General features: G+C 32.7%; 17 protein-coding genes and 3 pseudogenes. 18 read left to right on the top strand and 2 right to left on the bottom strand.

All coding sequences use genetic code 11. The features are described from left to right. Positions 1–144: 144 nt before the first annotated feature. The 4 genes and pseudogenes from A8C32_RS21305 to A8C32_RS21230 form a co-directional block, all read left to right on the top strand. Positions 145–360 (top strand): annotated as a pseudogene (locus tag A8C32_RS21305) (RHS repeat-associated core domain-containing protein); the annotation flags it as partial. Between the two features lie 189 nt (positions 361–549). Continuing rightward, positions 550–1248, top strand: coding sequence for an HNH/ENDO VII family nuclease (locus A8C32_RS21300; protein WP_349267259.1), 699 nt, complete (start codon positions 550–552; stop codon positions 1246–1248). Continuing rightward, a complete protein-coding gene (locus A8C32_RS19615; protein WP_069832058.1) occupies positions 1248–1712 on the top strand; it encodes an SMI1/KNR4 family protein in 465 nt (154 codons plus the stop codon). The genes A8C32_RS21300 and A8C32_RS19615 overlap by 1 nt, the downstream gene beginning before the upstream one ends. A gap of 420 nt (positions 1713–2132) precedes the next feature. Then, positions 2133–2315, top strand: a pseudogene (locus A8C32_RS21230) (transposase); the annotation flags it as partial. 98 nt (positions 2316–2413) lie between these two features. On the opposite strand, the gene A8C32_RS19610 reads toward A8C32_RS21230, so the two are convergent. Then, positions 2414–2761: a helix-turn-helix domain-containing protein gene (locus A8C32_RS19610; protein WP_069832057.1), complete on the bottom strand. Its 348-nt coding sequence runs from the start codon at positions 2759–2761 to the stop codon at positions 2414–2416. Positions 2762–2924: 163 nt separating this feature from the next. Between A8C32_RS19610 and A8C32_RS19605 the strand changes: the two genes are divergently transcribed. The 8 genes and pseudogenes from A8C32_RS19605 (at position 2925) to A8C32_RS19575 (ending at position 9919) form a co-directional block, all read left to right on the top strand. Then, positions 2925–4469, top strand: a complete 1545-nt coding sequence (locus A8C32_RS19605; protein WP_069832056.1) for a hypothetical protein — start codon at positions 2925–2927, stop codon at positions 4467–4469. Between the two features lie 53 nt (positions 4470–4522). Then, positions 4523–5494 (top strand): tyrosine-type recombinase/integrase, encoded by a 972-nt coding sequence (locus A8C32_RS19600; RefSeq protein ID WP_069832055.1) that lies wholly within the window; start codon positions 4523–4525, stop codon positions 5492–5494. Beyond that, positions 5476–6201: a tyrosine-type recombinase/integrase gene (locus tag A8C32_RS19595; RefSeq protein ID WP_069832054.1), complete on the top strand. Its 726-nt coding sequence runs from the start codon at positions 5476–5478 to the stop codon at positions 6199–6201. Before A8C32_RS19600 ends, A8C32_RS19595 begins: the two co-directional genes overlap by 19 nt. A 389-nt stretch (positions 6202–6590) precedes the next feature. Next, positions 6591–6866 (top strand): hypothetical protein, encoded by a 276-nt coding sequence (locus A8C32_RS19590; protein ID WP_069832053.1) that lies wholly within the window; start codon positions 6591–6593, stop codon positions 6864–6866. Positions 6867–6981: 115 nt separating this feature from the next. Next, a complete protein-coding gene (locus tag A8C32_RS20860; RefSeq protein WP_165605769.1) occupies positions 6982–7155 on the top strand; it encodes a hypothetical protein in 174 nt (57 codons plus the stop codon). Continuing rightward, a complete protein-coding gene (locus tag A8C32_RS19585) occupies positions 7142–7516 on the top strand; it encodes a type II toxin-antitoxin system VapC family toxin (protein ID WP_069828562.1) in 375 nt (124 codons plus the stop codon). Before A8C32_RS20860 ends, A8C32_RS19585 begins: the two co-directional genes overlap by 14 nt. Before the next feature lie 864 nt (positions 7517–8380). After that, a pseudogene (locus A8C32_RS19580) lies at positions 8381–9445 on the top strand (hypothetical protein); the annotation flags it as partial. 9 nt (positions 9446–9454) lie between these two features. Then, positions 9455–9919: a nucleoside monophosphate kinase gene (locus A8C32_RS19575; protein WP_069832051.1), complete on the top strand. Its 465-nt coding sequence runs from the start codon at positions 9455–9457 to the stop codon at positions 9917–9919. Between the two features lie 129 nt (positions 9920–10048). On the opposite strand, the gene A8C32_RS19570 is transcribed toward A8C32_RS19575, so the two are convergent. Continuing rightward, the gene (locus A8C32_RS19570; protein WP_069832050.1) at positions 10049–10393 is read right to left on the bottom strand and encodes a helix-turn-helix domain-containing protein; all 345 of its coding nucleotides are present in this window, start codon (positions 10391–10393) and stop codon (positions 10049–10051) included. 146 nt (positions 10394–10539) lie between these two features. Between A8C32_RS19570 and A8C32_RS19565 the strand changes: the two genes are divergently transcribed. The 6 genes from A8C32_RS19565 (at position 10540) to A8C32_RS19540 (ending at position 16330) form a co-directional block, all read left to right on the top strand. Then, positions 10540–12078: a hypothetical protein gene (locus tag A8C32_RS19565; RefSeq protein WP_069832111.1), complete on the top strand. Its 1539-nt coding sequence runs from the start codon at positions 10540–10542 to the stop codon at positions 12076–12078. A gap of 96 nt (positions 12079–12174) precedes the next feature. Next, positions 12175–13176 (top strand): tyrosine-type recombinase/integrase, encoded by a 1002-nt coding sequence (locus A8C32_RS19560; protein ID WP_069832049.1) that lies wholly within the window; start codon positions 12175–12177, stop codon positions 13174–13176. Further along, positions 13097–13978 carry a tyrosine-type recombinase/integrase gene (locus A8C32_RS19555; protein WP_069832048.1) on the top strand — a complete coding sequence of 294 codons (882 nt, stop codon included), beginning with the start codon at positions 13097–13099 and terminating at the stop codon, positions 13976–13978. Before A8C32_RS19560 ends, A8C32_RS19555 begins: the two co-directional genes overlap by 80 nt. Positions 13979–14544: 566 nt before the next feature. Continuing rightward, positions 14545–14682, top strand: a complete 138-nt coding sequence (locus tag A8C32_RS20855; RefSeq protein WP_165605874.1) for a hypothetical protein — start codon at positions 14545–14547, stop codon at positions 14680–14682. A 233-nt stretch (positions 14683–14915) separates the two neighbouring features. Further along, positions 14916–15845, top strand: coding sequence for a DUF6973 domain-containing protein (locus A8C32_RS19545; protein WP_083253440.1), 930 nt, complete (start codon positions 14916–14918; stop codon positions 15843–15845). Positions 15846–15982: 137 nt separating this feature from the next. After that, on the top strand, positions 15983–16330 hold the full coding sequence (locus A8C32_RS19540) for a hypothetical protein (RefSeq protein WP_069832045.1): 348 nt from the start codon (positions 15983–15985) through the stop codon (positions 16328–16330). The last annotated feature ends 32 nt before the right edge of the window (positions 16331–16362 follow it).

Genomic DNA, 16362 nt, shown 5'->3' with positions numbered 1-16362 from the left:
GACATCTTGTGAGTGAGAAATATTGTTATCTTAGCAAGGTCGAAAGACATACGTTCTTTAATAAAATTTTGAAAATAAGGCTTTAGGGAAAATCGGTCGACTGCTTCAAAAAAAGCGTAAGATTAGTTTTCATTTGGTCAACTCTTACCTAATAGACATGGAAGCTCTGACTCTTACAGATATGGTTTCCAAGGACAGGAAGTGGATAATGAGATTAAGGGAGAAGGGAATTCTGTAAACTTCAAATATAGGATGCACGACCCTAGGATAGGTAGGTTTTTTGCAGAAGACCCATTAAAAGCTAGTTTTCCATGGAATAGTCCTTACTCTTTTGCAGAGAACAGAGTTATAGATGCGATAGAACTGGAAGGTTTAGAGCAATTGCATTATACGCTTACTCTCAACGAAGATGGAAGTCCTAATTTAACTCTAACTTCTGCAGAAAATGATTGGATAGATAGAAATCTTCAAACAGAATCTATACACATTAATTATAAAGGTGCAGAGTGGGCTTTTTATGAAAAAGCAGGTGTTGTTTTTCCAGAAGGTATGTCAGAAGTCAATTACTCTGTAGGAAGTCCACATGGAAGTTTTGAAGGGATGTATGATTTTATCATTAACCCTGAATACTTCCATCAAATGAGAGCTGCTGAACTTCAACAATTTGGAGAAACGCTTAATCAAAGACTTATTGGATCTGCTGCAATGGGTATTGCATTAAATGCTACTGGTTTTGGAGAAAGATATGCCATGACAAGAATTAGGCGTTCAAGAGTAGGTTCTTCTCCAAAATCTAAAACTCAAAAGCAAGCTACAAGTAATCTTAATAAGAGAAAATTCTATAAGAAAGACAATGATACAGAATTTGAAGCATCAAATGGATTAAGCGGTAGGGTTTATAGAAAAGATGATACTTTTGATGCTGACTATGTGTCTTTAGATGGTAGAACAAATTTGAAAAGAATGGAAGATGGAGATTCACCTGTAGTAATGCACAAAGACGGTAAAGAGTATAAGGTAGATATACATCATATGATTCAGCACAGAAATGGTCCATTTGCAGAGGTAGATGGTAAATTTCATAAAGACAATCATGGAACATTACATATATGGACTGGTGGTGCTGGAAATAAAAAACCACAAGATTTCCAATTTAGTAGATCTGAATTTAACAAGTTTAAAAAAGAATACTGGCAAAATAGAGCATCTCAAATTCAACAATCAAAATCTAATAATAACGGAGGATAATGAATAGTATAAAAGAGTTTATAAAAAATATAGAAACAGGGATTGAAGGAACAAAGTCGAATGGAAAAATTAATACTTCTACTGTTAACTTAATTGAAACAGAATTAGGAGTGAAATTGCCAGAAGTTTATAAACATTTTTTACATGAATTTGGTTCTGGGAAAATAGGATTTATTGATTTTTTAGGTGCTAAACCCAATTTAGATATTTATTTAAAAACTCCAGTTAACATTATATATGTAAATAAAGATTTAAGAGAAGGAGGGTTAAATAATAATTTGATTGTTATATCAGATTCTGGTGATCAAGAGTATTTTGTTTTAGATTGTTCTAAAAACAGCACAACTTATGGTAGTATTTATGTTTGGAATCCCTCTTTAAGTGATGAACCCATAGGAGAACTTGAATATATAAGTAATGATTTGTTGGAGTTTTTAAGAAAAGCTCTTAATGAGCAATTATAGTTAATCCCCGCTACCGCTAGTCTGTGACTAGTGGCGGTAAGAGTAAGTAAAGTAAATAATAACATCAATGATACCCCGTTAGGGTAACACGTGTCGTTACTGCTAGGTTGTATCTAGTAGCATTAAAGATTGGTAGATAAGAGTAATAAATAAAAAAGAGAAAGCTTTTACAGAGATGTAGAGGCTTTTTTTATGAGTAAGCTTTTTTAGCTTTAGTATCTCTAATCATAGTATCAATAAGTCTAAATAAAACATTTTGAGTTTCCTTATCTAAATCAAGAATATCTTGTAAACGTTGTACCGTTTTTTTATCAAAGGAAGCGTTGACCCCCGGCTAGCGCTCGTTTGTAACGAGTGCCGTCAAAGCTAAGAATAACAAAAAGCTATGCTATAAAGCGTAGCTTTTTGTATTTTGGTAGGATGAGCAGAAAATACAAGTTCCATAACAAGGGCGGTCTGTACTTTGTAAGTTTTGCAACGGTTTATTGGTTGGATGTATTTACGCGGCAATTGTATTTTAATGTATTGGCAGAGAGTGTAAACTATTGCAGGAAAGAAAAAGGCATGGAGCTGTACTGTTATTGTTTTATGCCCAGTCATGTACCCCGGCTAGCGCTAGTTTGTAACTAGTGCCGTACCGAGTAAATAATAGAATAATAGAATAAAAAACAGAAAGCTTTTACAGAGATGTAAAGGCTTTTTTATTTACTTAATTTTTGTGTAAGGTCGGCTTTAAGCACAAAAGCAGAGAGGAAATCTTTAACGGTTTCCTTTTGTTTTTTGGAGAGTTTTTGAGCCTTGTTAAATAATGTAAGCAAATCTATATCCTCTATGGTGTCCTGTGCTATGTTCTCGCCGTGAACCAATCTATCCAAAGAAATCTCCAATACTTCCGCCATACGTTTGGCAACTTCTAAAGAAGGAATCGAAAGGTTACGCTCATATTTAGAAAGATTAGTAACGTGAACACCAATTTTACCTGCAAAAGCTTCCTGCGAAAAACCCTTTTCACTACGCAGACTTTTTAATATAGAACCGAAATCACTCATAGTCTTTAAACTTGTTAACAAGACAAATAATGTCTAAATGCTGTACAAATCTACAAATAGAACAGCAAATAATACTATTGTTGTGAATAAATAAAATCAAATAAGATTAGTTAAATAAATCAAATTCGCTATGTTTGTAAGTGAAAACGATTAGTAAAAACTTATGAACAATCTCGATACTCAAAACCCAAACAACTACTGTTATAAAACAAAAGACATAGAGTTGCACGTATTGGGCGGTTTACAGTTAAACAAATTGGAGAGCTTGCGAGTAACATTAAGTATTGAAAAGCTAACCAAGACCAAAGCCGTATTAAATATTTTAAGACAAAGCATCGATTTATATAACGATAACCAAGTAGAAAAGTTAGTTAGAAAATGTGCAGAACGCTTAGAAATAGGCACTAGTGTTATTAGGAAAACATTACAAGAACTAACCAAAGCTTTAGAAAGTCATAGATTTTTATTGAACGATAAACAAAACGAGTTACAAAAGCCATTTAGTAAACACCTAACAAAACTAGAAGAACAAGAAGCGATTAAATTTTTGCAGTCTAAAAACCTACTAGAAAAAACAAATGAGCTAATTGGTAAAAGTGGAGTTATTGGCGAAGTCGATAACAGACTATTAATGTACTTGATTTTTACATCAAGAAAAACAAACAACCCATTGCACTGTATAAGTTTAGGAAGTAGTGGCGTTGGCAAGACACATCTGCAAAGCAAGGTATCGGAACTGATACCCGAAGAAGACAAAGTAGAAATAACGGTATTATCTGCAAACGCCTTTTATTACTTCAACCGAACCGAATTACAACACAAATTAATATTAATCGAGGATTTAGATGGTGCAGAATCTGTACTCTATCCACTTCGCGAACTACAATCCAAAAAGCGCATTACAAAAACCATACACTTAACAGTAGAAGGTCCTGTAAGTGTTGCAGGCTGTACCACACAAGAAAGTATTTACGAAGATAACTCAAACCGAAGCTTCCTTTTATATATCGATGAAAGCGAGGAACAAGACAGCAGAATAATGCAGTATCAACGCTTTTTAAGTGCTGGAAAATTGAATGAACAAGAACAGATTGAAGCTAAAGAATTATTGCAAAACGTACAACGGATTTTAAAGCCAATAAAAGTAATCAATCCTTATGCAGAATATTTAGAACTGCCACAATCCGTATTTAAACCACGTAGAACCAATAGCCATTATTTACAGTTTATAGAAGCCATCACATTTTACAAACAACAGCAAAGAGAGAAACAGTATAATGAGGAAACAGGAGAAGAATATATAGAAACTCGAATCGAAGATATACAAGAAGCCAACGAACTGATTACAGAAGTTTTATTGCGAAAAAGCGACACAATCACAGGAGCAACACGAAACCATCTTGAAAGGCTTAAAGCTTACTTGACAGAACAAAGCCAAACCACATTTACAAATGCTGAAATCCGCAGAAACCTACGAGTAAAAGAAACCACTTTAAGACGTTACAACAAACAATTATTGGCAGAAGATTATATACGAAAAATAAAAGGCAAAAAAGGACAGCTCTACCATTATGAAATCGTTGATATTGATGAATATACTAACCTAAAGGAGCAGATAAATATAGCTTTAGAGAATTGTTTAACAAGTATCGACCTCGCCACATCGCCAGAAGTTCGCTATCATGAAAATGGCGAAGTTAAAATATAGGAAACCAGTTAGTTAATCCAAGTTCGCCATACAAACCCAAAAAAGGTCAAGTGATGAAAAATTTATCCATAAAAAACCATAGTTATAAAGAGCTGTTAATCGCCTTTAAGGCGTGGTTGGATATATTGGGTTATGCAGAAACAACGGTTTACAACTTACCCATACACTTACGAGAGTTCTTTAATTACTTGGAAAGTAAAGACATCAATCAAATCAATCATATAACCACCCAAACCGTAATAGATTACTACAAACATTTAAAAGAACGCCCTAATCAACGGAGAACAGGAGCATTAAGCAAAGGGCATCTAAACAAGCACCAGCAAGCATTGTACAAGTTTAGGGAATACCTAAAACAGCACAATCATAAAGGGATTAACATACACCTAAAACACGAGGAGAAAAACGATAAGGACAGCTTAAATGTATTGACACAATCGGAAATAAAGGAACTCTTTGAAGCTACCAATGACAGTAATCCAGACCATAAAATACGTTACAGGGACAAAGCCATATTAGTATGCTGTTACAGTTGTGGGCTGCGGCGAAATGAAATAGTACACCTCAATACAAGCGACATCCTTTTTGATAAACAACGCTTGTTTGTACGACAGGGCAAGAACTATAAAGAACGCTTTGTGCCACTTAACAGGCACAGCTTGGATATATTGGAAACCTATATCTATGATTATAGAACACAGTTTTACAATTACAAAAAAACCGAAAGTCTGTTTATTAATTACAGAGGAGGCAGATTACTAGGAATGAGTTTTGCAAACCGCTTAAAGGCGATAATTAAAGCAACCAAAAATCCAAATCTACAAGAACGCAACATCACATTACACAGTCTACGCCATAGCATTGCAACCCATTTACTCGAACAAGGTGCAGACATAGAGCAGATAAGTAAATTTTTAGGGCATACCTCATTAGAAAGCACACAGATTTATACACATTTCTTGGCAATGCCAAGTGATGTTAAATTTACAAATAAACCACCACAAAAATGGAACAAAAGAAAATGATTGCCTGCGGTGGCTCACCGCCGTACGAGGATTATTTAGAGAAAAACGGTTACAACGACAAGAGTATAGCCACCTATCAAAGAAGCGTAACAAGGTTTAACGATTGGTGCGAAAGCTATGGAACACATGCAGAAACCATAGATTACAAAACGTTTTTGCAATACATAGCGTATTTACGAGCATCACAGCTAAAACCAAGAACCCTGCAAACCTATATAGGTAATCTAAAAATCTATTTTAATTACCTCACAGAAGAAAACCACAGAGAAAAGAACGATATAAAAGACCTGAATATAAAAGGAGTAAAACGTCATATTATACACAACATTTTAGAGTTCGAGGAACTGGAAGATTTATATTATAGTTATCCAATCAATAAAGGCAAGGAAATAGCAAGAAAGCGAAATAAAATCATCATTGGACTGCTCGTTTATCAAGGTTTAAATACAAGGGATTTACAATTATTGGAAGTGGAAAACATACAGCTTTACAAAGGTAAAATCACAGTTCCAGGAACAAGAAAAAGTAACACAAGGGATATTGAACTCAAACCGTTCCAACTCATGGAATTTATGGAATACATTAACGAAGTTAGGCCAAGGATTTTAAAAGAAACCAATAAAGTAACCGAACAATTATTACTACCAATAGGAAGGAGTTACAAGCTTCATAATACGATACATAAATTAGCTAAAGAACTAAAGTAAATCAATAACAGTTTTACCGATGTAAAACAAATAAGAACAAGTGTTATCATCCACTGGCTCAAACAAAACGGACTGCGAAAAGCCCAATATCTGACAGGACATAAATATATAAGTTCAACCGAACGCTACCAACAAGACGATTTAGAAAGTCTGCATGAAACCATAAACAACTTCCACCCCTTACGATAAAAAAATATGAGAGATGAAAATAAAGAATAACAGTCCATAGAAATATAAAAGATAATATTACTTTTATTCCTTAAACATTACCACTTTTAAGTTACAATTAAAGTTACGCCCTGTATGGCTTGAGTTAGGAAACAATCTCAGTGCACGGTAATGTGCATAGGAAGCCTAAGCAGGGTTTTTAATCCTAAAACATTACCAAAATGACATCACATGAATTTAAGACAAGGTATCTACATACCTTGCAAACAGACCCCAAAACAAAACAGAATTATATAAAACTACCTATTACTGATTTAAGTGAACTTATCTATATGCAAGAATCATTATTAGAAAACATAGTGCTGTTAACCCAATTAGAAAAAAGACATTATAAAAGTGAACAGCTGCAAAGTGCTATTTATTGGCTGTGTAAAATACTTTTAATCAGTTACCCAAATACAGAACTTGATGGGCTATCAGAATGGTTAAAACCTTGATGAAAAGTAAACTTGGTATCACAAATTGTGATACCAAGTTGTTATTTTTGTTAAATATTAAGACTTAAAAACAATAAAAAACATTAAATTACCTTTGTAATATAAAAGAAGAATTATGGTAACGACATTAAGACAAGGTGCTACTAAAAAAAGCATCAGAAGTATATTAGAGAACTTAGCAAAAGAGTTAAAGCCTAAAGGCGTTGACGTATATAAATATGTTGGAAAAATCAGCTTAAAAAAAGATGCTTTAAACATACAAAGAGAGCTTCGTAATGAATGGGAATAAGCTGTTTTTAGACACCAATATTATTCTCTATTTATTAAATGGAGATGAAACACTAGCCGAATTATTAAACGGAAAGCAATTATATATTTCTGTGATTACAGAACTGGAATTGTTGGCCTATAAAGGCATTACAGTCAAAGAAGAAAAAGTTATCAATGAATTTGTATCACAATGCAAAACCATAACGATAAATAGTGCAGTAAAACAAGAAACCATAAGAATTAGAAAAACATATAATACAAAGCTTCCAGATAGTATTATTATTGCAACAGCATTGTATTTAGATTTTCCATTGATTACTTCGGATATTGAGTTTAAAAAAGTAGACGAATTAGCACTTGTTCTTTATGAGAAGAAATAAACGCCACCCCTCGCCACCGCATTGCAATTTTTGTCTACCCCAGCTATTGCAGCACATTACAAGTTGTTCGTGCCTCACAATTGCAAAGAGCTGCATCCATCGCTAAAAAGCCAAAAACCGCCCCAAGCAACGTTACATAATAGAAGTTATAATACTTCCCTTTTGGTTGCCTTCGGCGTGTTATTATTGTTGCGGGCGATAGTTATAACTGCTATTATGTAAAATTGCCGACATACCAACCGCACAAACCCGAACTAAATAAGAAACTTCAGAGCTAACAAGCTGAACGCACTATCGTTTGTCACATTTTAAAAAGCTGAAGATTGATTTAGGTTGTTTCTTAATCCTGAAATTATAGACCTGTAAATCTTCATCTTTTTAAAACGTTTGATGCTTCTGCAAGCGTTCCGATAAAGGAATAATCTACGAAGTGGTTTTATGCGGTTGGGATTGTTCATTTATTGGAATGGAACAACTGAAAGGCGTTAGTATTCACAAACTTTTACAATCAAAACTAAAAACATCAATCGAAGTTCAAAAGTGAGCGTCTGAAGTCAGGCGAATGGGAGTATTTTACATAATTTACATTATAACGACAGTTTTTAAACAACAAAAAATAATCCGTTAAAAACTGTGCGGAGCGAACTTATAATGCTAATTATGTAACATACCGAGGAAAAGGGAGCAGTAGCAAGACAGAGGTTTTTGAGAAACGAAAAAACTGGGTTGCTACTGCGAGGATTTAATGTTAAAAACCTATATTTACAAGGTCGAGAGACATACGTTCTTTTATAAAATTTTGATAAAGTGCTTTAGAGAAAATGGTAAAAGCGTTCTAAAAATCCGTTAGAGTCGTATAGATATGGTTTCCAAGGGCAGGAAAAAGATGATGAGATTAAGGGAGAAGGGAATTCTGTAAACTACAAGTATAGAATGCATGACCCTAGGGTAGGAAGATTTTTCGCTGTAGACCCTTTAGCACCTGAATATCCGCATAACTCACCATATGCTTTTAGCGAGAATAGAGTAATAGATCGAATAGAAAGGGAAGGATTAGAAAGTTCTTTCTATATGTTGGGTATGAAAGAAATTGATGGAGGTAATTATTTTCAATTAGTTGAAGTCCATCAGGTTGGTCAAGGAATGGAATCTGTTGTAGGTAAAAAAATTGGAGGTGGTATACAAGGAAAAAATTATGTAAAAGGTTCTGATGGACATTGGCATGTATTACCAGATAAGATTTTAAATCAAAGTACGGATAAGTTAGGAGCTAATGTAGAAGAAGTATTTAATATACTCAATCAAGGAGATATAGCCGATTCCGAAGCAGAAATGGGAGGAGCCCTAAAAGTTATGGAAGAACTTGGAGGTAAATTAGAGATGGCTATGGGAGTCTTCTTCTTGTATGATGGTTTTAGAAATATAGCTAAAAATGGAAAAAAGATTCTTGGTAATGCTAAAAGGAAAAAACCTAAAATTATAATTGGTATTGCTGATGAGCAAATACCTAAAGTCACTTCAGCAGATATTAAATTAAAAAACGTAATGGAAGGAAGTGATTATAACCTTGTATCTTATAAGAATACAAGTTTAGGTGATATTGATGTTGATGGTTTTGATTTAGTTTTGGATATTACTGTTCCGAAGGACTTAAGAAGAAAAGGAGTTTTATCGGCAGTTATGAAAGCTAGTGTAGACAAATATAATCCAACCCGAATTATAGGGACTTGGAAACGCAATTTTAACGGAAAACCGTCAACAAATTATACTAGTTTTATGAAAAACAGAAAAACTATGAGCACAACAAATGCTGCATTAAACACACCAACAGGAAGAGCAGCCCAGAAAGCAGGTTATGGAGGAACGCCAATAGTTGATGAATCCGCAGACGGTATAATTAATGTTATTTTCACCCCATCAAAGCAATAACTTCATACTATGGATGTAATCTCAATTAATTGTTCCTTTTCTAGGTATCTTTATGATAAGGTAGAAAAAATAGCATCTCTAAATAAGTATGATATAGTTTTTTTTCCTGATTTAATGAAAAACGAAATTTCTAAAGAAACATCAATAGGCTTATCTATGAACAATAGCTTAGGGAAAGGGGAATTGTTAAAAAATGAAGATATTAATAGTTTGATTACTAATGAAATTTTAGCCTTAAAATCACGTAAAATTATCATTATGGGATATCCAAAAACTAAAACACAATTTGAATTGTTAAACGAAATTCTTAATAATAAGTATGATAATATTAGGTTCACAGGAATTTTTTCTGCTACTGATAAAAGAAAAGAAAACATCGAACAAGATAAAATCTTAAAAGAATGTTTTAGAGAAAAAGGAAGATATATAGAATTATCAAATTTTGATGATTTTCTAGGAGACTTTATAAAATAGTTAAATCTCCCCCCGCTAGGTTACCACGTGTCGCTACTGCTAGGTTGTACCTAGTAGCGTTAAAGATTGGCAGATAGGAGTAATAAAAAAGAGAAAGCTTTTACAGAGATGTAGAGGCTTTTTTTAGTTTTAAGAAGAGAAAGCTTGTTTAGTTTTAAAATCTCTTAAAAAAGCATCAAGAGTAAGTAATAAAGCTTCTTTTTCTTTATTAGGTAGGTTGTTTATTTCATTAAGACGTTTAAGCATTAAAGGATCTTGTAAAGCATTATTATCTTTAGTCTCTCCAAGTAAATAACCAACAGTTGTATTTAATGTGTTAGCAATTTTAACAACAACATCTATAGAAGGTTTAACTTCATCACGTTCGTACTTACCGATAATAGAATGATGAGCTTCAATAAGTTTAGCTAATTCATTTTGAGAAATTTTTTTGACTTCTCTACATTCACGTAATTTTTTACCGAAACTCTGCATTGTAACTAATATTTGGTATGTAATAAGGGTTTATTCACTTAAACGGCAAATATATTGCTAATAAATTATATAATAAAATCAAATATTATTTTGATAAATAATAATATTTTATAGATTTGTACCAAATATTAGCAGGTTTACAAATTATGAACAATCTCGACACTCAAAACCCAAACAACTACATCTATAAAACCAAAGCCATAGAATTAGACATTTTAGGAGGTTTACAGTTAAGTAAATTAGAAAGTTTACGAGTAACATTAAGTATAGAAAAGTTAACCAAAACCAAAGCTGTATTAAATATATTAAGACAAAGTATCGATTTATACAATGATAACCAAGTAGAAAAGTTAGTACGCAAATGTGCAGAACGTTTAGAAATAGGAACAAGTGTTATTAGAAAAACATTACAAGAACTAACCAAAGAATTAGAGAACTATCGTTTTTTACTAACTTCAAAACAAGCAGAATTACAAAAACCATTTAGTAAGACACTCACGGCAAAAGAAGAAAAAGAAGCGATCCAATTTTTACAAAGCAACAACCTATTAGAAAAGACCAACGAATTAATCGGTAAATCTGGAGTAATAGGGGAAGTTGATAATAGAATCTTAATGTACTTAATATTTACATCAAGAAAAACAAAGAATCCTTTACATTGCATCAGTTTAGGAAGTTCGGGTGTTGGAAAAACCTATTTACAATCTAAAGTATCAGAACTCATACCCGAAGAAGATAAAGTAGAAATCACGGTATTATCTGCCAATGCCTTTTATTACTTCAATAGAACCGAACTACAACATAAATTAATATTGATAGAAGATTTAGACGGGGCAGAATCTGTACTCTATCCACTTCGCGAATTACAATCTAAAAAGCGCATTACAAAAACAGTAGTTCACAAAGACCGAAAAGGAAATACAAAAACCATCCATCTAACGGTTGAAGGTCCTGTAAGTGTTGCAGGTTGTACCACACAAGAAAGTGTTTACGAAGATAACTCAAATAGAAGCTTCCTTTTGTACATCGATGAAAGTGCAGAACAAGATATTAGAATAATGCAATACCAACGTTTTTTAAGTGCTGGAAAACTCAACGAACAAGAACAAATAGAAGCCAAAGAAATATTACAAAATGTTCAAAGGATATTAAAACCAATCAAAGTAATCAATCCTTATGCAGAATATTTAGAATTACCACAATCTGTATTTAAACCACGAAGAACCAACAGCCACTATTTACAATTTATAGAAGCGATTACATTTTACAAACAATACCAACGAGAGCGTAAATATGACGAGCAAACAGGCGAAGAATACATAGAAACTGAAATCGAAGATATACAAGAAGCAAACGAACTCATAACAGTAGTTTTACTACGTAAAAGTGACACAATCACAGGAGCTTGCAGAAATCATTTAGAAAGCCTTAAAAACTACTTGAAAGTAAATAATCAAACCACATTTACAAATGCAGAAATACGCAGACGATTACGAGTAAAACAAACCACTTTACAACGCTATAATAAACAACTTTTAGAAGAAGGTTACATTAAGAAAATCAAGGGTAAAAAAGGACAAACCTATCATTTTGAGATTATCAATATTAATGAATATCAAGAACTTAAAACACAGATAAACAAAGCGTTACAAAACTGTTTAGCGAGTATCAACTTAACCGCATAACCACTACTTAACCACTATTAAAATGGTTAAGTTAATAATAAGATTATCAGTTGTTTAAGTTAACCTAACCACAAGAACCCGAAAAACACATACCTAATGAAAAATCTAAATCTAAATAATCACAGTTATAAAGTCCTATTACAAGATTTTAGACAATGGTTAGATATTTTAGGATATGCAGAAACAACGGTTTACAGGTTACCAATCCATTTACAAGAGTTCTTTAATTATCTGGAAAGTGTCAATATAAATCAACTAAATCATATACAAACTAACCACGTAACAGATTACTATAAATACTTAAAATCCAGACCAAACCAAAGACGAGAAGGTGGAATAAGCAAAGGACATTTAAACAAACATCAGCAAGCATTATATAAGTTTAGAGAATACTTAAAAGCACATAATCACAAAGGCATTAATATTCATTTAAAGCGAGAAGAACGAAAAGAAAAGGACAGTTTAAATGTATTATCGCAAGAAGAAATCAAACAACTTTTTGAAGCTACAAGTTACAGTAATCAAGATGATAAAATACGATACAGAGACAAAGCTATTTTAGTGTGCTGTTATAGTTGTGGATTACGAAGAAATGAATTAATACACTTGGATGTAAGCGACATAATTTTTGACAAACAACGCTTATTTGTTAGTAAAGGAAAGAACTATAAAGAACGATTTGTTCCACTAAATAATCACAGTTTACGAATACTGGAAGAATATATTTACGATTGGCGAACAGAGTTCTATAAATACAAGGAAACAGAAGCTTTATTTATTAATTACAGAGGTGGCAGATTGAGAGGAATGAGCTTTGCAAATCGTCTGAAAGCCATTATAAAATCAACAGAAAACAAAGATTTACAAAGTAGAAATATTACACTTCACAGCTTGCGACACAGTATTGCTACGCATTTACTAGAAAAAGGCGCAGACATTGAGCAAATCAGTACTTTTTTAGGACACGCATCATTAGAATCTACACAAATTTACACACACTTTTTAGAACTCACAGGCGATGAACACATACGAACATTATTTAGAGAAAAACGGTTACAACAGCAAGACTATCACAACATACCAAAGAAGCGTTACTAGATTTAATAAATGGTGTGAAAAGTACGGAATAACAGCCGAAACTATTGATTACAAAACCTTTTTAAAATACATTGAACATCTACGAAAAGGGAAATTAAAAGCAAGAACCTTAAAAACCTATGTTGGTAATCTTAAAATTTACTTTGATTATTTGGTAGAAGAAAATTACAGACAGCAGAATATCATTAAAGAACTGAATATAAAAGGCGTTAAAAAATCCATCATAAATAACTTTTTAGAGTTCGAAGAACTAGAAGATTTATATTACAGTTACCCAACAAATAAAGGTAAAGAAATAGCAAGAAAGCGTAATAAAATAATTATTGGTTTACTCGTTTATCAAGGCTTGAATACAAGAGACTTACAATTATTAGAAGTAGAAAACATACAACTCTACAAAGGTAAAATAGAAGTGCCAGGAACTAAAAAAAGTAAAACACGAGAAATCGAATTAAAACCGTTCCAATTAATGGAGTTTATGGAATACATTAACGAAGTTAGGCCAAAGATTTTACGAGAAACAAACAAAGCAACAGAACAACTATTATTACCAATCGGAAAGAGTTTTAAACTTCATAATACTATTGGCAAACTAGCTAAAGAACTAAAAGAAATCAACAACAGTTTTACAGATGTGAAACAGATTAGAACAAGTGTAATCATTAGTTGGTTGAAAATCCACGGACTGCGAAGAACTCAATATTTAGCAGGACATAAATACATTAGTTCTACGGAAAGATATGTACAAGACGATTTAGAAAGTCTGCACGAAACAGTAAACAACTTCCATCCATTTAGCTAAAAAGTCCCCACAAAACAAAAGCCAGTTTATTGCCGAAAAAGGCAAAAAATCTCTGTCTTTTGTTTTGTTCCGCGCGCCACACTTCTGCATTTTATTGGCTTGCCAAAAGCGCTCACACAGCACATTACTTTTTTAAGAAAATTAGTCAATTATTAGAAATAGGAAATCTTAAAAAAGTAAAGAGCTGTTCCCACCGCCGAAAGCCAAAAAATGCCCCAAGCTATGTTACATAATAGTAGTTATAAGTTCGCTTCGCACAATTTTTAGGCGTTTATATTTAGAAAGATAAAAAATCGTCGTTATAACTGCTATTATGTAAAATATCCGCTCTTCCAACGCTGAATCCAGCCACTTCTGCCCACGCACTAGGAAACGATAATTATTTTGCTCAATCGTCGCAAAACCTCTAGCATTTTTAAAAGCTGAAGATTGCCTTTGCGCTTGAAAATCCACCGCCTAAATCTTCATCTTTTAAAAACGTTTTTACTCTTGCGGAAATGACTTTACGTTTTAAAAGTTGATGTAACAGAGGTTGCAAATGCGGTTGGGTTGCATCAGCTTTTAAAATGAAACAACTGAAAGGCGTTAGTAACCACAAACGAGCTAAAAAAGCGTTGGCAGAAAGGCGAATGGGAGTATTTTACATAAAACTGGTTATAACTACAAGTGGCGAAGCGTCGGACTTTTTAGGGAATGTATTATAACCCGTTTTATGTAACATACCGAGGACAGGAAGCAGGCGAAACACAGAGGTTTTTGAGGAACGAAAATACTGGGTTTTGTCTGCGCGGATATCTTCCGAGTGAGAAATATTGTTATCTTTACGAAGCTGAAAGGCAATACGTTCTTTAAAATTTTTGAATAGCTTTTTAGGTAAGGTATGCGCAGAAAAAAGTGATTTTTTGCTAAAAAACGCATTAACTTCTTTCCTTTTGGTATGCTGCTGCCTAATCGTAATGGTAGTAGTGAGGGACCAAGTTCTTACAGGTATGGCTTCCAAGGGCAGGAAATGGATAATGAAATTAAAGGCGAAGGGAATAGCTTGAATTACAATTATAGGATGCATGACCCACGGGTGGGGAGGTTCTTTGCGGTTGACCCGTTAACATCAATGTATGCTTTTTATTCTCCATATTCCTTTAGTGGAAATAGGGTTGTAGATATGATTGAACTTGAAGGTTTGGAACCTACTCCAGTAGCAAAAGGTTCTCGCTATTATATAAACAAATTACCTTTAAATCCTGTTGAAGGACAGTCAGTTAAGAAGTCAACAAGTCGTGGTGGTTATTCTCTTAAATATCATAATGGAGGCTTTTTTACTTCTCCAGGTTGGTATACTCGTTTAGATTATAATTTTTTAACAAAAAAAGGTGCTTCCCATCCATCAGCCTCACTTAATTCAAAATGGAAAGTTGGAACCCCTGACTGGGGAGGAGATGGTGATTTATCAACAAGTGCAGGTGTTTTTTCGACAAATGTGCATTTGGGTAAAAATGTAGACGGCAATTTAAGAAATGCATATCGTCATGTTCTTTGGCAAGCGTCAATAGCTTATGAAATAAGTTCTAAAGAAGCGGAGTTGATAGGATATACTCATGAGAGCAACCCTAATGCTGATTTATTATTAGGAGAAAATGTTTATACAACAGAATTTAAAAATTTGTTTCAGGCTGATGAAGTTATTGATTTATTAAATAATAGATTAGGTAGAAAGATTTCAGATAAATTAAAACAAAAGCAAAATAACCTTAATAGAAAAGAATTGGCATTAAGAGTGTTAGAAGAATTTCATAAGGAAGGCTTTTATACAGCAAAGAAAACAGAAAATGGGTATACTATTGAATTAACAAAATTAACTGATGAGTAATATAAAAAAGCAAAAGCAAATTTAGATAAAACAGATTTAAATGGATTCAATGAAAAAGATAAAGGGCTTTATACCCCTCCAGAAAAGACTAATTAATTTTATTGTATTAATATTTGTTTTTTTTTATGAATTCCTGTATGAGTAACAGGAATTCTGAATTATCTGACGCAATAAAAATATCAGAAATTATAAAAGATAACAAAAGTAAAGAAATTGTATTATCTCATGATATTTTAATAATAAATGGGGGAGAACCTCCCAAATTTTTTAAAAAATATGGTTTAAATATAAATTCTACATTTGAAAAAGATATAGTCATTATTGAGTTTAGAAAAAAAGATACCATAGGATTAAAAATACCATTTAATAATTTCTTTAATAAAAAAAGTATATTTTTAGAAAATATCGAATATTTTAAGGGAGATAGTTTAGCTATTATAAAAGTAAATAATAATTTAGTCATTAAAAAAAAACGATTTCCATGATAAAAACAAGTGAAAATTAATAAAATTTAAGC

Source organism: Flavivirga aquatica (assembly GCF_001747085.1).
Classification (GTDB): Bacteria; Bacteroidota; Bacteroidia; order Flavobacteriales; family Flavobacteriaceae; genus Algibacter_C; species Algibacter_C aquatica.
Note: the sequence above shows the minus strand (reverse complement) of the source record. Positions and strands in the feature narration are given on the sequence as shown.